16 protein-coding genes are annotated in these 19261 nt (G+C 66.3%); 7 read left to right on the top strand and 9 right to left on the bottom strand.

The annotated features are described in order from the left end of the window. Window position 1: 1 nt before the first annotated feature. The 3 genes from BZF61_RS12440 to BZF61_RS12450 form a co-directional block, all read right to left on the bottom strand. Entirely contained in the window at window positions 2-1456 is a 1455-nt protein-coding gene (locus tag BZF61_RS12440) for a DUF1800 domain-containing protein (protein WP_086619671.1), read from the bottom strand. Window positions 1457-1580: 124 nt separating this feature from the next. After that, window positions 1581-3548 carry an alkyl/aryl-sulfatase gene (locus BZF61_RS12445; protein ID WP_158094100.1) on the bottom strand — a complete coding sequence of 656 codons (1968 nt, stop codon included), beginning with the start codon at window positions 3546-3548 and terminating at the stop codon, window positions 1581-1583. 166 nt (window positions 3549-3714) lie between these two features. Further along, window positions 3715-4470, bottom strand: coding sequence for a hypothetical protein (locus BZF61_RS12450; RefSeq protein WP_211276775.1), 756 nt, complete (start codon window positions 4468-4470; stop codon window positions 3715-3717). Window positions 4471-4664: 194 nt separating this feature from the next. Between BZF61_RS12450 and adh the strand changes: the two genes are divergently transcribed. The 4 genes from adh to BZF61_RS12470 all read left to right on the top strand — a co-directional run bounded on the left by adh (window position 4665) and on the right by BZF61_RS12470 (window position 10138). Further along, window positions 4665-6185 carry an aldehyde dehydrogenase gene (gene adh / locus BZF61_RS12455; protein ID WP_086619674.1) on the top strand — a complete coding sequence of 507 codons (1521 nt, stop codon included), beginning with the start codon at window positions 4665-4667 and terminating at the stop codon, window positions 6183-6185. 118 nt (window positions 6186-6303) lie between these two features. Further along, on the top strand, window positions 6304-6702 hold the full coding sequence (locus BZF61_RS12460; RefSeq protein ID WP_086619676.1) for a DUF779 domain-containing protein: 399 nt from the start codon (window positions 6304-6306) through the stop codon (window positions 6700-6702). A gap of 158 nt (window positions 6703-6860) precedes the next feature. Continuing rightward, window positions 6861-7940, top strand: a complete 1080-nt coding sequence (locus tag BZF61_RS12465) for an FIST N-terminal domain-containing protein (protein ID WP_245804621.1) — start codon at window positions 6861-6863, stop codon at window positions 7938-7940. Then, entirely contained in the window at window positions 7940-10138 is a 2199-nt protein-coding gene (locus tag BZF61_RS12470) for a hybrid sensor histidine kinase/response regulator (RefSeq protein WP_086619680.1), read from the top strand. The genes BZF61_RS12465 and BZF61_RS12470 overlap by 1 nt, the downstream gene beginning before the upstream one ends. Here BZF61_RS12470 and BZF61_RS12475 read toward each other — a convergent pair. From BZF61_RS12475 to pedF, 4 genes are all read right to left on the bottom strand, one after another. Beyond that, entirely contained in the window at window positions 10135-10788 is a 654-nt protein-coding gene (locus tag BZF61_RS12475) for a response regulator (RefSeq protein ID WP_086619681.1), read from the bottom strand. The two genes, BZF61_RS12470 and BZF61_RS12475, sit on opposite strands and share 4 nt — an antisense overlap. A gap of 76 nt (window positions 10789-10864) precedes the next feature. Further along, a complete protein-coding gene (locus tag BZF61_RS12480; RefSeq protein ID WP_086619737.1) occupies window positions 10865-12610 on the bottom strand; it encodes a methanol/ethanol family PQQ-dependent dehydrogenase in 1746 nt (581 codons plus the stop codon). Window positions 12611-12747: 137 nt separating this feature from the next. Further along, complete coding sequence (locus tag BZF61_RS12485) at window positions 12748-13620, bottom strand: substrate-binding periplasmic protein (RefSeq protein ID WP_211276776.1); 873 nt, start codon at window positions 13618-13620, stop codon at window positions 12748-12750. A 2-nt stretch (window positions 13621-13622) separates the two neighbouring features. Beyond that, the gene (gene pedF, locus BZF61_RS12490; protein ID WP_086619683.1) at window positions 13623-14057 is read right to left on the bottom strand and encodes a cytochrome c-550 PedF; all 435 of its coding nucleotides are present in this window, start codon (window positions 14055-14057) and stop codon (window positions 13623-13625) included. 145 nt (window positions 14058-14202) lie between these two features. Between pedF and BZF61_RS12495 the strand changes: the two genes are divergently transcribed. The 3 genes from BZF61_RS12495 (at window position 14203) to BZF61_RS16025 (ending at window position 18266) form a co-directional block, all read left to right on the top strand. After that, window positions 14203-15183 carry a PQQ-dependent catabolism-associated beta-propeller protein gene (locus BZF61_RS12495; protein ID WP_245804622.1) on the top strand — a complete coding sequence of 327 codons (981 nt, stop codon included), beginning with the start codon at window positions 14203-14205 and terminating at the stop codon, window positions 15181-15183. A gap of 67 nt (window positions 15184-15250) precedes the next feature. Continuing rightward, window positions 15251-17581 carry a TonB-dependent receptor gene (locus BZF61_RS12500; protein ID WP_086619684.1) on the top strand — a complete coding sequence of 777 codons (2331 nt, stop codon included), beginning with the start codon at window positions 15251-15253 and terminating at the stop codon, window positions 17579-17581. A gap of 91 nt (window positions 17582-17672) precedes the next feature. After that, window positions 17673-18266: a c-type cytochrome gene (locus BZF61_RS16025; protein WP_245804623.1), complete on the top strand. Its 594-nt coding sequence runs from the start codon at window positions 17673-17675 to the stop codon at window positions 18264-18266. 67 nt (window positions 18267-18333) lie between these two features. Here BZF61_RS16025 and BZF61_RS12510 read toward each other — a convergent pair whose 3' ends face one another. Next, window positions 18334-18627 (bottom strand): EthD family reductase, encoded by a 294-nt coding sequence (locus BZF61_RS12510; RefSeq protein ID WP_086619686.1) that lies wholly within the window; start codon window positions 18625-18627, stop codon window positions 18334-18336. 1 nt (window position 18628) lies between these two features. Then, window positions 18629-19213, bottom strand: coding sequence for a rhodanese-like domain-containing protein (locus BZF61_RS12515; RefSeq protein WP_245804624.1), 585 nt, complete (start codon window positions 19211-19213; stop codon window positions 18629-18631). Window positions 19214-19261: the final 48 nt, after the last annotated feature.

Raw genomic sequence — 19261 nt, forward strand, 5'->3', positions numbered from 1 at the left:
CTTACCTCCGCATCATTTCAGGGGCGACAAGCAGCAGGGCAAGCGCCTGCCGCCCGCTTTCGGCGCGCTTGAGCATGGTGCGCGTCGACTCGCTCAGCGCAGCAGGGAAGGCGGCATCGGCGCGGGCGACAATGTCCTCGGCGGGCGAGGCTTGGGCGATGCTTTCCGCCACTTCGACCCGGCGCAGCAGGAGGTCGGGTGCAGCCCAGCTCGCGGCAAGGTCGTCATAGCCGGCGGGCGAGGGGGCACGCCAGGGTGCCTGGCCCAGCTCGCCCAGCACCCGCGCGATCCGCTGCGGCTCCAGCCGTTCGATGCCCGAAAGACGCGCGGCGGCGATGAACCATTCGAACGGGCTGCGGAACTTGAGCGGGCCGGGGAGCCACACCTCGGGCGCTTCGATCAGGGTGCGGGTGAGGCTGGCCAGATCGCCGCCGCTCATGCGGAAATCGCCCTCCAGCCGGGCGACGAGGCTTTCGGGCGGGGTGTCGCCGGCAAAGTGGCGGGCGAGCTTGGTGGCGATGTGGCGCGCGGTGGCGGGATGGGCAGCGAGATCGTCAAGCACGGCAAGCGCCTGCTCCGGCCCGCCGGCGGCATAGCGCCGGCCCAGAATGGTGCGCGCGCCCGGCTCGTGCGCCAGCGCGACGAAGGCTGCACCGCTCGGCTGCGCGGCGGCAAAGCGCCCGATCGGCCCGATGCCCGGCACCGTCCAGCCGGTCAGCGCGCGGGCCAATTCGGTGATGTCGGCCTGGTTGTAGCCGCCGTTCACGCCGAGCGTGTGGAGTTCGAGGATTTCGCGCGCCAAGTTCTCGTTGATCCCGCGTGGGCCCTGCACCTCGGTCCGCCGTCCGCGCCGCTGTCCGGCGGTGGAAGCAGGGCCGATCGACTGGAACTGGTCGAGATAGAGCAGCATCGCCGGATGCAGCACCGCGGCCTTGAGCATGTCGGAAAAGCGCCCCAGCACATGCGGGCGGATCGCGCCGAATTCGTGCGGGCCCACTTCGAACTGGGTGCCCGGCTTGCCGACCGAGACGCTGAAATGGTTGCCCCAGAAATGCACCAGCCGTTCGACCAAGGGCGCGGGGCTGGCAATGGCGAGGTTGGTGCGCGCGGCGAGATCGTCGATCATCACGCGGCGGGCTTCGGTCAGCTGCTGGCGATATTCGGGCGGCAGACCGGCGAGCGTGGCGGCGCGCGGGCTCTGCGGCGCGCTGTCGGTCATGCGTTGGTCCGTCATCGCCGGATCGCCCATCTCGGGCACCTTTGCGCGCAAGCTCCGGAGCAGGCGCAGCGTCTCGCCGGTCTTGCCGCGGCTGACGCTGCGGGCGGCGATCGCGGCAGGAGCAGGATCGAAGTCGTCGAGCTGGCGCAGCAGATAGCGGCGCGCGTCCTCGGGCGGTCGCTCGCCATAAGCGAGGCCATAGCCGAAGCGGTTGAGGGCGATGCTGGCGCGGCTCATCGCCCGGTCTCGCAAAAGGTCGTTCGAGGCATGGCAATCCTCTTGGTCGCAACACGCGGGGCTGTGACTGTCCTGGCCCCAACGGTTCAGACAGGCGTATCCTTCGCCCGCACTACGCGGTTTGTCACGGCACGACGATGTTGAAGCCCTGCGGCATAGGATCGAGCGCATCCACCAGCGCCTGCAAGGCCGCCGCGTCGCCCTCGACCTTGAGGCCTGCACCCTGCATCGCGCTGACGGGCTGCTTGAGGAACAGCAGCGCCAGCAGTGCAAGGCGCGGGCCGCGGATGGTGACGTCGGCGGCTGGAGGCAGCGCGCCCACCCGGCCGATCAGCACCTGCCCGGTGGCCTCGATCATCGCTTGTTCCTTGCGGTCGGTCAGTTCGATGCCGACGATCAGCCGGCGATTGCCGAAGCGTTCGGGGGCAAATCGGGTCGCGGCGGCATCGAGCAGTTCCCGGGTCGCCAGTGCGGCGATCAGATCGGCGCTCTCGCTGGCGGGCCGCGCCGGCCGGGCGGCGCGCAGATCACCGGCAGCAGCGAGAAACTGGTTGCGCCAGATCGCGCTTTCCGATCGGTAGCCCTGCTGTTCGTAGCTTTCCGCCAGTCGCGTGCGTGCCATGATATTGTCAGGGGCGGCAAAGACGAGATTCTGGAGCAGGTCCGATGCCCAGCGATAATCGCCCGCCGCCATCGCGTTCTCGGCCAGCGCCAGCGTCCTATCCGCCCCGCCGAGCGCCTCGACCAGCCGCTTCGCCCGCGCGACCGGCGGATGGGGATGGAGATTGGCCGGGACGGAATCGTACCAGCCGAGATAGAACTGGTAGATCGCCTTGGCGTTGTGGCTAACGGTGCCATAGTAGCCATGGGTCGACCATTCCGCCGCGAGGCCCGGCGGGACTGCGGCCTCCAGCGCCTCGGCGATTTCGGTCATGGTCTCGCCGCGGTTCATGCGGCGCACGGTCTGATCGTGTAGCCAGCGGTAGTTGTCGCGTTGGGCCGAGAGCCACGCGATTGCGGCCTCGCGCCCGAAGATGGGCCAGCAATGGCTCGAAATCACCGTCTCGCTCTGCGCCGCATAGCGCGTCACGGCCTCGTCGAGATAATGCGCCCAGGCCCGCGCATCGCGCACCTTGGCGCCGCGCGGGGTGAGGATGTTGTGCAGGGTGCAGGTGGCGATCTCGGCGGCGAGGAAGGTCTTGGCTGGAACGATGAAGACGTTGAATTCCGCTGGAGCCTCGCTGCCTGAAACCATCTGGAATTCGAGCGTGACGCCGTCCACCACGCGCTGTTCGCCGGTTGCGGTTACCGTGTCGTTGGGCGCGACCAGCGACAAGGTGCCAGCCGATACCGCCATGCCGATGCCGCTGCCCATCTGCCCCTGCGGCCCCGGCGCCATGCCGGTGCCGAACTGGTAGGCTGCGCGTCGCAGCATCGCGCCGCCGGCCATAACGTTCTCTGACGTGGCTTCCTCCATGAAGCCCTCCGGCGCGATCACCGCAACCTTGCCCGATGCCGCATCGGCCGCATCGATCACCCCGCGCACGCCGCCGAAATGATCGGCGTGGCTGTGCGAATAGATCACCGCGCTGACCGGGCGCTGCCCCAGCGTCGCATTGACCAGCGCCATCGCCGCCTCGGCGGTCTCGACGCTGGTCAACGGGTCGATCACGATCCACCCGCTCTTGCCCCGGACGATCGTCATGTTCGACAGATCGAACCCGCGCACCTGCCAGACATTATCGGTCACCTGATAAAGCCCGTGATGCTTGAGATAGCGCATATGCCGCCACAGGCTCGGGTGGACCGTTGCCGGAGCGGGGCCATCGACGAAGGCATAGGCATCGAGGTTCCACACCGGCTCGCCCGCATTGTTGCGGATCACCGGATCGGGCGCGGTGGCAAGGAAGCCGCGGACCGAAAAATCCGCGTCCCGCATGCCATCGGGAGGCAGCATCGCCGCGGCCTGCTGTTGCGCGGCAGCGGTCGCCTGCGAAGCCGCGGCCGGACCCTGCGTCGCTTGCGCGGCGGCGCCCGTGGTGCCCAGGATCGCCAGAGTGGCGAACGCCGCGCCGAAACCTCTCTTGCGCATTTCTCCCTCCCTCGCGCTCTGCCGCGGTGATGCCCCCGGGTCGCAGGCATTGCAAGCGGTGATCCACGCGCGCGGGGAATGCGGCCTATGGGCAGCACGGCGATTTTGCGCGACAGCCCCGCTGCTGCCCGATCGCCAACCCATTTTGTTCATTCCTCGGCCTGCCTCACGCTCGGGGCGCGGCGGCATCAGCCGGAATGGATCTGCTGGCGGAGGGGGGTGATTGACCTCGATTGATCCCTGAAGCGCTCGCGGCAACGCCACCGCTTCGCCAAGTGGCAGGCGCGCTCGCCGGAGCGGCGGGCGAGGTCTGATGGTGATGCACCAGCGCTGATAGCCCGAGCCATGCGCTGAACATGATCGTATAGGGCCAGCGGCGCGGCCACAGAGCGGCGACAAGCAGCGTGGTTATCGCTGTCCCGCCGAGCGCGAGCAGCACGGGCAATGCGGTGAGCGGGTCGCCGTTGCTCAGCGAGGTCTGGATTGCGCGTGTCGCCCATTGTGCGGGCAGCAGCGCCAGCAGCCAAGCGGGCAGGACGCCCGGCTGGGCCGAGGCGGTGGCCACCAATGCTGCCTCGCCGCCGACCACCGCAACGGCAATCCACCAGCCGTGGCTGGCGGCCGAGCGGGCGAAAAGTAGGCCCCGGGCGGCGAAACTGACGCTGGCGATGACCAGCGCGAAGGCAAGCGGGGGCACTGTGGACGGCGCGGGCAGCCCGAGGCCCAGCGCCAGCAGCATCAGGCCCGTTGCCGCCAGCAGCGCCAGCGCGACACCGGCCCACAAACGCCCGGCAATCGCCGCCGCGATCATTCCCGCGCCCATCAACCCGATCGCCAGCACCGGCCCCGCTAGGCCGGGCGGGCTGTCCTGCGCCAGCAGCGCCAGCGCGGGCAGGGCAAAGCCCGCGAACCCCGCTGTCAACCAAGCCGCAAGCGCAACTGGGTGAGCGAGGGGCGGAGCGGAGCCGGACGCTGTCATGCCCGCGAGAGTGGTTCAAGCGCCGCGCCTTGTCGAGCATGCCCGCGGGCTGTCTCCGCCTAAGGTATAATTGGCGCGGGTGAGCAGAGGGCGCAGATTGCCACGAGGACAGACCCGTTGGCGAGAGGAGACGCACCATGCTGGAACAGGCCCTTAGCAAATTCGACGGCAAATCACTGATCAAGGCGAAGTATGACAACTTCATCGGTGGCCGCTGGGTCGCGCCGGTCAAGGGTCAGTATTTCGACAATATCTCACCCGTGACCGGCAAGCGCGTGTGCGAGGTGGCGCGCGGCAGCGCCGAGGATATCGAACTGGCGCTGGACGCCGCGCACAAGGCCAAGGGCGCATGGGGCCGCACCTCGACCACCGAGCGCGCCAACGTGCTCAACCGCATCGCCGACCGGATGGAAGCCAATCTGGAAATGCTGGCGCTGGTCGAGACGATCGACAACGGCAAGCCGATCCGCGAAACCACCGCCGCCGATCTCCCGCTGGCGATCGATCACTTCCGCTATTTTGCCGGGTGTCTGCGTGCGCAAGAGGGCAGTATTTCCGAGATCGATCACGACACCATCGCCTATCACTTCCACGAGCCGCTGGGTGTCGTGGGCCAGATCATCCCCTGGAATTTCCCGCTGCTGATGGCGGTGTGGAAGCTCGCCCCGGCGCTGGCTGCGGGCAATTGCGTGGTGCTCAAGCCCGCCGAACAGACCCCGATGAGCATCATGATCCTGATGGAGTTGATTGCCGATCTGCTGCCAGAAGGGGTCGTCAATGTCGTCAACGGCTTCGGCATCGAAGCGGGCAAGCCGCTCGCCACCAGCCCGCGCATCGCCAAGATCGCCTTCACGGGGGAAACCACCACCGGGCGGCTGATCATGCAATATGCTTCCGAAAACCTGATTCCCTGCACGCTCGAATTGGGCGGCAAGAGCCCCAACATCTTCTTCGCCGACGTGATGCGCGAGGATGATGATTACCTCGACAAGGCGCTCGAAGGCTTCGCCATGTTCGCGCTCAATCAGGGCGAAGTCTGCACCTGCCCGAGCCGCGCGCTGATCCATGAATCGATCTATGATCGCTTCATGGAAAAGGCAATTGCCCGGGTGAACGCGATCAAGCTGGGCAGCCCGCTCGATTTCGATACCATGATCGGCGCGCAGGCTTCCAACGATCAGCTGGAAAAGATCCTCAACTATATCGAGATTGGCAAGGGCGAGGGCGCCAAGGTGCTGACCGGCGGCAGCCGTCACATCCATGAAGGCGAGCTGGCTGAAGGCTACTACGTCAAGCCGACAGTGCTGGAAGGCCACAACAAGATGCGCATCTTCCAGGAGGAAATCTTCGGCCCCGTGCTGTCGGTAACCACCTTCAAGGACGATGCCGAGGCGCTCAGCATTGCCAACGATACGCTCTACGGCCTCGGCGCCGGGGTGTGGAGCCGCGATGTCAACACCTGCTACCGCATCGGTCGGGCGATCGAGGCGGGCCGGGTGTGGACCAACTGTTACCACGCCTACCCGGCCCATGCGGCCTTCGGCGGCTACAAGCAGTCGGGGATCGGGCGCGAGAACCACCGCATGATGCTGGAACACTACCAGCAGACCAAGAACCTGCTGGTCAGCTACAGCCCCAAGGCACTGGGCTTCTTCTGACCATCCCGGCCGGAACTGCCTCTCGTTCAATCTCTCCCACCGGGCCGGTTCCGGTATCCCGCGGGGCGGATGGCTTGATGGTCACCGCCCCGCCTTGTCGCTGACGGAGAGAAGCCTCATGCCCAATCTCACCCCGCCTCCGCGCGTTCTTGCCACGCCTGAAGCGCAAAGCTGGATTGCGCGCCTCGCCGCCGTCCACGGCCCGCTGATGTTCCACCAGTCGGGCGGGTGCTGCGACGGGTCGGCGCCGATGTGCTTCGTGCGCGGCGAATTCCGGGTGGGCGGGCAGGACGTTCTGCTCGGGACGATCGCCGAGGACACCCCGGTGTGGATCGGTGCGCGGCAGTTCGAATACTGGCGCCATACTCAGGTGACGATCGATGTCGTGCCCGGGCGCGGTTCGGGCATGAGCCTCGAGGCGCCCGAAGGGGTGCGCTTCGTGATCCGCAGCCGGGTGTTCAGCGATGCCGAGGCGGCCTTGCTGGAGGCGGCCGGTCCACCGCCAACAGGTAGCTGAAAAGACTTGCCGCGATGGTCATTCTCCAACATTATCACATCGGGAGGAAGGCCAAGCCTTCCTGGGAGACTTGGGAGAGACCATTGCACGCACCGCGCCCTTCGGTGGCAGGCGGTCTTGTCGTTGCAAGCTCGCACGCTGCATGTCCGGTCGAGGCCGTGGCCGATATCGCCCGCGCGATTGAGGGTCGGGCGCTGGCGGGCGGGGTAATCTTCTGTTCGAGCACCTATCCGCGCGAGGCGCTGGCCGGCGCGATCAGCGAGCAGCTCCGCCACATCCCGCTTGCCGGATGCACCAGCGCAGGTGAGATCACCGGGCGCGGCTATGATGCCGACAGTCTGCTGCTGATCGGTTTCCCTGCCGAAAGCTTCACCTTCCGCGTGCTGCACGTCTCCGACATCGACAGTTTCGAGCCCGAGGAAGCGCGCCGCAGGGTTCGCCACCTTGCCGCCAATGCCCGACATGAAGCGGCGATCCTCGGCGCGAGTACTAGCCAGGTGGCGCTGTTTCTGGTCGATGGCCTGTCCCACCGCGAGGAACTGCTCACTATGACGGTGCAGGATGCGCTGGACGACATTCCGCTGATCGGCGGTTCGAGCGGCGACGGGCTGCTGTTCAGCGAAACCGGGGTGCTGTGTGACGGGGCATTCCGATCAGGCACGGCGGCGATCGTCATGCTTGCCAGCGCGCGGCCGATGCAGGTCTATTCCGAATGCTATTACGAGCCCGGCCCGCTGCGCATGGTGGTGACCGCCGCCGATCCCGAGTGCCGGATCGTGTACGAGATCAACGCCGCGCCCGCGGCCGACGAATATCGCCGCCTTGCCGGTGCGCCCGGGGCGACGCTCGACGCGGCCTTCTTTGCCGCTCATCCGCCGATGGTGCGTGCCGGCGGCAGTTATCACGTGCGCGCGATCCAGACCGCCAATCCCGATGGCAGCCTGACCTTCTACGGCGCGGTTGACCGCGGGATCGTGCTGGCGGTGGGCGAGCCGGTTGACCGGTTGGCAAGGATGCAGGCCTTCTTCGCCCGACTGCGCGAAGAGTTCGGCGAGATCGACCATGTGCTGGGCTTTGACTGCGTGCTCAACCGGATCGATGCGGAAAACCGCCAGATCGTGCGCAAGGTCTCCGATCTCTACGTCGAAAACCGGGTGACGGGGTTCAACACCTATGGTGAGCAGTTGCGCGCCGCGCATCTCAACCAGACCTTCAGCTGTCTGGTGATCGGCCGCTGATGTCTGCGGCGCTCGAAGCGGACGAAGTCGCCCGGCTGAAGGAGCAAGTCCGCAAGCTCGAAGCAATCAACGCCGCGCTGATGGACCGGATCGAGCGCGCCAGCGATCTGCAAAGCGGGGCGTTTTCGATGTTCGAGAACGCCATCACGCTGGAGGCCATGGTTCGCAGCCGCACCACCGAGCTGGAAGAGGCGTTGGTCCAGCTGGCATCGGTCAACGCCCGGATCGAGGCCGCCCGTAAGGATGCCGATTCCGCCCGCGCGCGGCTGCGCGACGCGATCGAGTCCCTGTCGGACGGCTTTGTCCTGTTCGATGCCGAAGACCGGCTGGTGATGTGCAACACCGCCTTTCTTGACATCTGGCCCGAATTTCGCCCGGTCGTCGATCAGCGTCCCAGCTTTGCCGAACTGGTCGATCTGCTTGCCGGGCACGGCTCCACCATCGGTTCGCTGGTTGCGCCTGAACGCTGGAAGCAGGAACGTCTCGCCCGCCACCGGAATGCCGGCGCGCACGTGCAGATGCTGGCTGACGGGCGCTGGCTACAGATCAACGAGCTGCGCACCAGCGAAGGCGGTATCGTCGGCATCTATACCGACATCACCAGCGTCAAGGCCGCCGATGCCCGCCAGCGCGCGCGCGAACTGGCCGAGCGCAACCTCGCGCTGCAATCGACGCTCGACACCCTGTCGGAAGGCGCGTGCCTGTTCGGACCCAACGGCCAGCTGCAGGCCTGGAACGACGAGCTGGCCAATATGCTCAGGATCAACCGCGAGGTATCGGCCAGCATCGGCACGCACGAGGCCTTCGTGGCCCATTGCATCGAACGCTGCGCACTCGATCGGCCGCAGGCGATCGAGTGGCGCGAGGGTCAGGGTCCGCGGATTTCCACCGAATGCCGGCTGGGCAACCGCAACTTCGTGATCCGTTCGGTGACGCTCGCGACGGGCGGCATGGCCTTTGCCTTCGACGATGTGACCGACCGCATCCGCTTCCAGCAATCCATGACCGAAGTCGCCGAGAATCTCGAACGCGCAGTCCATGCGCGCACCGCCGAACTGGTCGAGGTCAATCGCCAGCTGGCCGAGGCCAAAGACGAGGCGGATCGCGCCAATCTGTCCAAGACCCGCTTCCTCGCCGCGGCGAGCCATGATCTGCTGCAACCGCTCAACGCCGCGCGGCTGTTCGTCTCGGCGCTGCAAGAAAAGCGGCTGGCGGCGAGCACCCGGGGGCTGGTGGAGCAGACCTCGATCGCTCTGGATTCGGTCGAGCAACTGCTCGAAGCCCTGTTCGAGATTTCGCGGCTCGATGCCGGCGCGATCCAGCCGGAGATCCGGCCTATTGCGCTGGATCGCATCCTGTCCGCGCTCAGGGTCGAATTCGCGCCGCTGGCGCGCTCGCGCGGGCTTGCCTTTGCGGTTCCGGAAACCGACCTGTTCGTTGCCAGTGATGCCCAGATGCTGCGGCGCATATTGCAGAACCTGGTGTCGAACGCGATCCGCTATACCACCGAGGGCAGCGTTTCTGTCACCGCCGAGCGCGAGGGTGAGATGGTAACGGTGGCGGTTCGTGATACGGGGCCGGGCATTCCCGTGCACGAGCAGCCCCGTGTCTTCGAGGAATTCCGGCGGCTCGATGCGACGCGCAAGGTGCCCGGCCACGGGCTCGGCCTTGCGATCGTGCAGCGCAGCTGCGCCAAGCTGGGGCACAGCGTAGCGCTGGAATCGGTGCAGGGGTTGGGCTCGACCTTCTCCGTCACGATGCCCGCCGCCCGTCCCGAAATGGCCGCGCTGCCTGCTGATCCCTCGCGCAAGGACAAGCCGGCGGGCGCAAGCGGCGCGATCCTCGTGATCGACAATGACCAGACGATCCTGGCAGGTATGCGCGCCCTGCTGGAAAACTGGGGGCATACCGCGATCACCGCGGTCGATCCCGATCATCCCGATGTGCGCGCCGCGGCCGAGAGCGGGCTATCGCTGTTGCTGGCCGATTATCATCTCGAGGACGGTCTCACCGGGGATGTCGCGGTGGCCAAAGTGCGGGCGCTCCACCGTGGCGATCTGCCGGCCGCCATCCTCACGGCCGATCGCAGCGAGGAAGTGCGCGCCAGTCTGGCCGCGGCGGGGCTGCCGGTGCTTAGCAAGCCGGTCAAGCCGGCCCAGCTGCGCGCCTTGCTGCGCCAGATTGCCGGTACGGCCTAGCCTTCGAACCCGACCCTGTTGGCAAGGATCACCGCCTGTGTGCGGCTGAAGACGTTCAGTTTGCACAGGATTGCCGAGACGTGCGCCTTGACGGTCGTCATCGAGATATCGAGCTCGTGCGCGATCTGCTTGTTCAGCCGCCCGGCCACCAAATGGCCCAGCACCACCCGTTGCTGCGGCGTGAGGCTGTCGATCAGCTTGCGAATCTTCTCGTCTTCTTCATCCGCGGCGGGATCGCTCTGGATTTCGTCGGGGATATAGATCTCGCCCATCAACACCTGCCCGATGGCATCGAGAATCCTCGCGCGGTCGAGCGTCTTGGGCAGGAACCCGGCTGCGCCGGCCGCCAGCGCATCGCGCACCGTCGCCCGGTCGTAGGAGCCCGATACCATCACCACCGGAAGGCTTGGAAAATCGGCGCGCAGCTGTTCGAGCGCGGAAAAGCGCGAGGCGCCGGGAATGTTGAGATCGAGCAGCACCAGATCTGTATCGGGCATGTCCTCAAGCTGGCCGAGAGCCTCGGCAAAGCTGCCCGCCTCGGCGATGGTGCAGGCGGGAAAGGCCGATGAGAGGATCGCGCGCAGGCCATCGCGGATCAACCCGTGATCATCGACGATCAGGACGCTGTCCAGCGTTGCGGCGTAGGTCATGGCGGTGTCCTAGCGCGATGGTCGGCAGAGAGAAAGACGGGCGAAGCACGCTCGCTCCGCCCGTCCTTGTGTCCGCTTACTTGGCCAACTTGAACACCCAGAGCGATCCGCCCTGACTGATTTCCTTGAAGGTCTTGGCGACCTCGCCGCCCCACAGCGGCACCGCACCACCCCAGCCGGACATGACCGCGATATATTGCTCGCCGTCCATCTCCCAGGTGACCGGCGATCCAACCACGCCGGAGCCGGTCTGAAATTTCCACAATTCCTCGCCGGTGCGCGCGTCGAAGGCCTTGAGATAGCCTTCCGGCGTGCCGGTGAAGACCAGGTTCCCGCGGGTCGTCAGAACGCCGCCCCACAACGGGGCCTTGTTCTTGTATTCCCACTTGATCTGGCCGGTCTTGGGATCGATCGCACGCAGCGCGCCGATGTGGTCTTCGGCGATCGGCTTGATGGTGAAACCTGCGCCAAGGTAGGCTGCCCCTTTCTTGTAGGCGATCGGTTCGTTCCAGATGTCCATTCCCCAGTCGTTGGAAGGAACGTAGAACAACCCGGTGTCGGGCGAATAGGCCATCGGCATCCAGTTCTTGCCGCCCAGAAAGGACGGCACGGCGAACACCGACTTGCCCTTTTCCGCCGTGCCTGGGGCACCGGGGCGGTTGTCATCATTATAGACCGGACGCCCAGTCTTGAGATCGATCTTGCTCGCCCAGGTCGGTTGCATCACGAAGGGCGTGGCATTCATCAACTTGCCGTTGGTTCGATCAAGCACATAGAAGAAGCCATTGCGGTCAGCCTTGGCACCGAGCTTCATTTTCTTGCCCTTGAACTCGGCATCGAAGGGGATGAATTCGTTCACCCCGTCGAAGTCCCAGCCGTCGTGCGGGGTGGTCTGGTAATGCCACTTGATCACGCCGGTGGCCGGATCGATCGCAAGGGTCGAGGAGGTGTAGAGATTGTCGCCCTTGCGCAGGTGGCTGTTCCAAGGGGCGGGGTTGCCGGTGCCGAAGAAGACGAGGTTGGTGTCGGGATCATAGGTGCCGCCGAGCCAGGTCGCCCCGCCGCCGGTTATCCACATATCGCCTTCCCAGGTGGCATTGGTCTTGCCGGTGATGCCGTTTTCTTTCCCGTTCAAGGTGCCCATGTGACCCTCGATCACGGGGCGCGTCCACACCAGTTCGCCGGTTTCGACATTGCGCGCCTGCACTTCGCCGACGATGCCGAATTCGCCGCCCGAATTGCCGGTGATGACGAGGTTGTTGACGATGATCGGCGCGGCGGTGGCGGAATAGCCAGCCTTGTAATCGGCGATCATCTTGTTCCAGATCACCTTGCCGGTCTTGCGGTTGAGAGCGACCAGGCGCGCGTCGAGCGTCGCGAAAATCACCTTGTTGCCATGGATCGCCGCCCCGCGGTTGACCACGTCGCAGCAGGGCATGATGCCGTCGGGCAGGCGGTGGTTGTATTCCCACAGCTTCTCGCCGGTGCGCGCATCGAAGGCGAACATCCGCGAATAGGAGCCGGTGACGTAGATCACCCCATCATAGACGATCGGCTGCGCTTCCTGCCCGCGCTGCTTTTCCCCGCCCAGAGAGGCGGCGAAGGCCGGCACCAGCCTCGCCACGGTTTCGGTATTGATCTTGTCGAGCGGGCTGAAGCGGTGCTGCTGCGGCCCCAGGCCATAGGTCAGCACGTCGCCAGTGCTCACGGCATCGTTCAGCAGCTGGTCCATCGACGGCCCGTCCTCGGCAATGGCCGGAGCCGTCAGCGCGATACCCGCAAGCGCGACACTGGTCGCCAGAATGTTTCTCAAGCCCTTCATCATACCCTCCTCGTTGCGTTCTTGTCCCCGGCCGGCCGCCACGGGCTGCTGGCGGGTCACGTTCCCCTTCAGGCAAGATGAAACTAGATCGCATGTCAGGGGCAACAATTGCACCTTGGAACTAGGCACGACCCGTCTCAGCCGATTGCCTGCGTCGCGGCAGCGGGCCGCCATGTGACGCCATGCCGGGCGAACAGCGCCGCCATCCGGCCATCACTGGCCATCGCCGCGACAATCTCTTCGACCGCAAAGCCGAGGCTGCGGCTGTCCTCGCGCACTGCCATGCCGATGTCCCAGCCGGCCGAGGGGATCATCGGCAGCGGGCTCTTGCGCAGCCGCGCCCCGCTGTCGGCCCGCTCAGCGAGAGATGCCTCGATCTGCGCGCGGGTGGCGACCGCCATCTCGGCCTCGCCGTCATGGACTGCGAGAGCCGCGGCATAGCCGGTGGGGTAATGCCGGACATCGCCGCGCAGGATCCCGCCGAATCCACCGACGAGGTAGAAATCGGGGATCGAATCGAGCTCGGCTGCGATCTGGCTGCCCACGAAGCGCTGCGGCGGCTGATCGCAGTCGCGCGTTTGGGCAGAGCACAGCCCGGTGAATTCCTCGCGGTAATAGGGGGCAACGAACACCACCTGATCCTCGCGCGCGGCCAATTGCATATCGAACGGCACGTGCAGCATCAGATCGCAGCGCCGGAAGCCCAGCAGCCCGCCGCGCCAGATCACGTTGCGCAGATCATCCGAGAGGTCTTCATCGGCGGTGAACAGCGCGATTTCGGATTTCACGCCAAGCTGTTCGGCAATCGCCATGGCAAGATCGACGTCGATCCCGGCGGGCGTCCCGTCCCTATCCCATGACCAGGGGCGGTTGTCGGCGTAGAGTCCGACGCGCAGCACACCCAGCTCCTTGACGCGGGCCAGCGGCGCAGCACCCAGCGGGCTGCCGATCAACGCCGTGCAGCCCACCCCCATCGCCCCGGCAAGGAAGCCCCTGCGCGTGAAGGACATGGCTATTCTTCGGTGTACTTGGTTTCGAGGTAGGCGCGGATCGCCCAGCCGGCCTTCTGGCCCAGCACTTCACCGAATGGCGGCATGTAAACCTTGCCGTCATGGCTCGATCCGTTGCGGAAGCGCTCCATGAACCACTGATCCCCGGCCTCGCCGAGTTCGAGATAACGCAGGTCGGGCGCGATACCGCCGGAAATTGCGTCAAGCCCGTGGCAGCGCGCGCAGTTCTGGTTGTAGGCCGAGGTGCCGATCTCGATCGCGCGGGCGTTGCCGCTGTAGGGGTTCTTCTCCAGCCAGGCCTCGCCGATGTCGGGCAGGTCGGACGTGTCGACCGCCTGTGGCGTCACGTCGCCATGCGCCATGATCTGCGGCCCGGCGGTCATCGCCAGCGCTCCAATCGCCGCGCCCAGCAGAATGCGTCCGGTGGTGGTGCTCATGTCCTTGGCCCTCTCGCTTCAAGGGTGCGACGCCGGTTATGCACGGCGGCATTCTCCCTTGCGATCAGATTACGCCTAAGTGGCCGATTCCCCATAGCACTTTGGTACTATCGGCAGGCAGCGCGGGTTCTGCAAAGTGTGGGAAATGATGTTTCATCCTGCCCTGACTGCTGCTGCATCAGCCCTTCTGCTGGCGGTGCCGGCCGCCGCGCAGACCGGCCCGTCAATCGCCTATGTCAGCAACGAGCGCGACTCAACCGTCAGCGTCATCGACCTTGCTAGCGGCACGTTGATCGCCAGCTTCGATGTCGGCCAGCGCCCGCGCGGGATCTTGCTGAGCCGGGATGGCAAATATCTCTACATCTGCGCCAGTCTCGACAATGTGGTGGAGGTGCGCGACGCGAAAACCGGCGCGCTCGTCGCCGCCATGCCGGCGGGCAATGATCCCGAACAGTTCTTCCTTTCGCCCGATGGCCGCTACCTGTTCGTCTCCAACGAGGATGACGCGGCAGCCACCGCGATCGACCTCGACGCACGCAAGGTCGCCTGGCAGGTCGAGGTCGGCGAGGAGCCCGAAGGGATCGCCGTAAGCCCCGATGGCAAGTGGTTGCTGGTTGCCAGCGAGGAAGACAACTCGGTCAGCTGGATCGACCTTGCGACGCGCCAGACCATCGCTCAAATCGCAACCGATGCCCGGCCGCGGCATATCGAATTCACCCCGGACGGCCGGCATGTGTGGATCGCCGCGGAAATCGGGCAGACCGTTCATGTGATCGATGTCGCCACCCGCGAAATCATCGAAACCATCACCTTCGCGCCACCGGGCGCGATGGCCTACAAGGTGCTGCCCTGCGGCATCCGCTTCACCCCCGACGGCAAGACCGCCGTCATCGCGCTGGGGCGGGCGGATGCGATCGCACTGGTCGATACCATGAGCCGCAAGGTGCGCTCCTACGTCAAGACCGGCGGGCGTCCCTGGCATCTCGCGATCACCGCCGACGGCACGCGTGCGGTGGTTGCAAACGGCACCTCGGACGATGTCGCGGTGGTCGATCTCGCTTCGGGCAAGGTCACCGCGCGGATTCCGGCCGGACAAGGGCCTTGGGGGGTCGTGCTCGCAGAATAGCACGTGCTCGCAGAATAGCACGTGCAATCAAAGAGGCCCGCGGCAAGCGGCTCGGACAGGAGGGGAAATGCAGGTTTTCAAGGGGCTGATGCTGGCCGGGGTGACGCTGGCCACGCCGGCCATTGCGCAGGAGGCAGCGCCGCCCGAGGGCGGGGAGCTGGTGCAGCCGATCATCGTCACCGCGCCGGGCGGCGATATCGACCTCGATGATGCTCTGGCGCTGGCCCGCGAGGACATCACGATCGCCAGCGCCCCCGATCTGCTCGCCGCGCTGTCACGAAATTTCGCTGGCGTCACGCTCCAGGATGCGCAGAACAATCCCTGGCAGCCCAACCTCGTCTATCGCGGCTATGTCGCCTCGCCGCTCGCCGGTCAGGCGCAGGGCATCGCCGCCTATGTTGACGGCGCGCGCTTCAACCAGCCATTTGGCGATACGGTCAATTTCGAGCTGATCCCCGACGCCGCGATCCGCACCGTCACCCTGCGCGATGCCAGCCCGGTCTATGGCCTCAACACGCTGGGTGGTGCGCTTGTGATCGAGACCGCGACCGGGCAGACGATGCAGGGCGTGGAAGCTGCTGCGGCGATCGGTTCCTATGGCGAGCGCGATCTCAGCCTCGCCGTGGGCGGGGCGCAGGGCGCCTTCAGCTGGTTTGGCGCGGTGCAATATCGCGAGGAGGACGGCTGGCGCGATTTCAGTCCCTCGGACTTGCTCAACGGCTTCGTTGATCTGGGCTATGGCGGTGCTAACGGCGGGGTGCACGTTAAGTTCATCGGCGCCGACACCGACCTCACCGGCAACGGGGTTGCCCCGATTGAACTGCTCGCCGCGCGGCGGCGCTCCGTGTTCACCTGGCCCGACAACCAGCGCAACAAATATGGCCGCATCAGCCTCCACCCGTGGCTGGCGATCAGCGAGGATGTGCGCTTCGAGGCGACGCTCTACCGCCAGCGCCGCAAGGCCGCGCTGCTCAACGGCGATGCCGCCGATATCGCGGAATGCGAGGACGATCCTGCGCTGGCCGGCCTGCTGTGCCTCGAAAGCGTCGGTGATGACGGCGACGAGGAACAGGCGCTGCTGACCGACAGCAACCGCGATGCGATCGACGATGCGCTGAACGGCGGCGATTACGGCGTGTTCAACCGCGGTGACATCCGCTCGCGCTCCGAAGGCTTTCTCGCGCAGCTCATCACCGAACAGGCGATCGGCGCGCGCCGCAACCGGCTGGTGCTGGGGGTCAGCTACGATGCCAGCGAAAACGACTTTGCCGCCTCGACCGAGCTTGGCGCGCTGACCGAGGATCGCAGCGTCGAAGGGCTGGGCGTGATCATCGATCAGGCCGACAAGGCCATCGCCCCGGTCGAGCTGAAGACCCGCGCGCGCTTCTGGGGTATCTTCGCCAGCGACACCCTACCGCTGACCGAGACGCTGACGGCAGAGATCGGGCTGCGCTGGAACCATGCGCGGATCGTCCTCGAAGACCAGATCGGCACCGCGCTCAACGGCGATCATTCTTTCAGCCGCCTCAATCCCGGCATCGAATTGGACTGGGCGGTGACGCCTGAGGTGTCCCTGCGCGCGGGCTATGCCGAATCGAACCGCGTGCCCACCGAGGCGGAGCTGTCCTGCGCCGACGAGAACGCGCCGTGTAGCCTTGCCAATTTCTTCGTCGCCGACCCGCCGCTCGATCAGGTGGTCGCCCGGACTTTCGAACTGGGCGCATCGGGCCAGCACAGGGGCGGCGGCTGGACGATCGACTGGCTCGCATCGGCTTACCGCGCCACCAACATCAATGACATCCAGTTCATCGCCTCCGACATCCGTGGGCGAGGCTATTTTGCCAATATCGGGCGCACCCGGCGACAGGGCCTCGAGGCGAGGGTGAGCGCGCAGCACGGGGGCTTGCGGTTGGGGGCAAGCTATGCCTTCATCGATGCGACCTTCCGCCGACCCGTGACGCTCAGCAGCCCGGCCAACCCCGCCGCCAATGACGAAGGCGAGATCGACGTCGCAGCGGGCGACCGTCTGACCGGCATCCCGCGCCACAGCGCGACGCTCACCGCCGATTACCAAGGCCGGATCGGCACCCGCAGCTTTGCCATAGGCGGCGACATGATTGCGCGTTCGGGCCAGCGCCTGGTCGGCGACGAGGCAAACCAGAACCCGGCGCTGCCCGGCTATGTCGTCTTCAACTTGCGTGGACGCGTGGAGGTGGTGCGCGGGGTGTCGCTCTTCGGCGAAGTGCGCAATCTCTTCAACCGGGAATTCGCGACCTTCGGTACCTTTAGCGAAGTCGACGAGGTCGATCTCGAGGAAGCGCCGAACGCCTCGGACCCGCGCGCCTTCGGCCCCGGCGCGCCCCGGCGCTTCACGGTCGGGATCGCCCTGCAATTCTGATGCGCCACGGGCTTTGGCCTAAGGTGCAATGTCGCGCGTGTGGCGATGCTGTCAGAATGAGTCCACGAGGATGCAAGACTGGGAGGATATCATGGCGAAGCGCTCACTTTCGGCCGGCGCGCTGCTGGCTCTGGCACTGACGGCTTGTTCGGGCGGTGAACCCGATGCGGCCAGCAATGCCGCCGCACCCGAGGCGGCGGCTCCGGCCACGGCGGCCGCAGAAGCGGCGCCTGCCGAGGCGGCCGAACCTGTCGAGGCAGTCGACGCGGCCGAGGCTCCGGTTGCCGGGGAAAGCCCGGCAGCTGCGCCCGAGAAGGTCTCCGCCGCGGCGGTGCCTGCCGCCCCGGCGGCGCCCGCCCCGGCGGAAGTGGTCAAGGTCGCTGCGGCCCCGGCCACCCCGCCCGCCAGCTTCGGGCGCTGCGCGGTGTGCCATACCGCTGAAAAGGGCGGCGAGGACAAGCTCGGCCCCAATCTCTACGGCGTCTATGGCAAGCCGGCAGCGAGGGGCAGCTTCGCCTTTTCGCAGCAGTTCAAGGATGCGGGCCTGGTGCTCGACGAAGCGACGCTCCACAAGTGGCTGGAAAACCCGCGGGCGCTGGTGCCGGGCAACCGCATGAGCTTTCCGGGCATCAAGGATGCGGCCAAGCGGCAGGAAATCATCGACTACCTCAAGCAGCAAAGCTGAGCATGAGGGTCGCAAGCGGTGCGGGGCGTGCAGGCCGGAGACTTGGCCTGCGCGCCCCGCTCTGTTTCTAGGCCGTGCGAAAGATGCTCGGCTGGATGTTGGTGAATCTGGCGATGTCGGCCATCACCGCGGCGGTGGAGGGCGAGGCCATCGCGGCATCGATCGCGGCGGCATCACGAAAGCGCAGCACCACCATCGCGGCGAACGGCTGACTTTCGTCGGCAGGCCACAGGACTTCCGCTTCCTTCAAGCCGCAGTCGCCCCAGCTGCGCTCGACCAGCGGGATGTGCGTGTCGCGGTAATAGTCGGCATCGAAGCTCGCGCCTTCGCTCAGTGGGTAGCTTACCACCAGGTTGGCCATGTCAGTTCTCCTGTCGGGTGATGGTTGAGGCGGGAACGGGAATCGGCACGGCTGCCACCAGTGCGCGCCCAGCCGCGTGCCAGCCATCGGTGCCCTCGGGCAGCCAGTGCACATTGCCAATGCCGCGCAAGGCGAGGCGGCGCGCAGCGTTCCAGCTCATCCAGCAATCGCTGCGGCAGAACAGGATCACCGGCGTGTCCGGCGCGGCGGCCCGAGCGGTAGCGATGCGCGCTTCGAGCGCCGCCCACAGATCTTCATCGACTGGCGCGCGCCCGGTCTCGGGCAGCCATACCGCGCCGGGGATGGTGAGGTGCGGCTGGCTGAGCGACCACACCCCGCTGACCGGATCGCGCACCCCGCCTTCCGCCGGCATGACATCGATGAACAGCGCGTCATGCGCCGGATCCAATGCCAAGGCGGCGGCAAGGGTGATGGTCTGCGCCGGGGCGGGATCGGCCTTCACCGGCGCGCGGTACCGGGCACTGCGAAAGCCCGCAGCGTCGAACAGCGCGGCGTCCGTCGGCGCAGGCGCCTGCGCCATGACCATCAGCGCCGCCGCAGCGACCAGAATCCCGGCAGCGCGCATTGCCCTCTCCTTCTTGTTCCTTGGTCCTATATGCAAGCGCGCGGGGGT

The organism is Erythrobacter tepidarius (genome assembly GCF_002155695.1).
GTDB lineage: Bacteria > Pseudomonadota > Alphaproteobacteria > Sphingomonadales > Sphingomonadaceae > Erythrobacter > Erythrobacter tepidarius.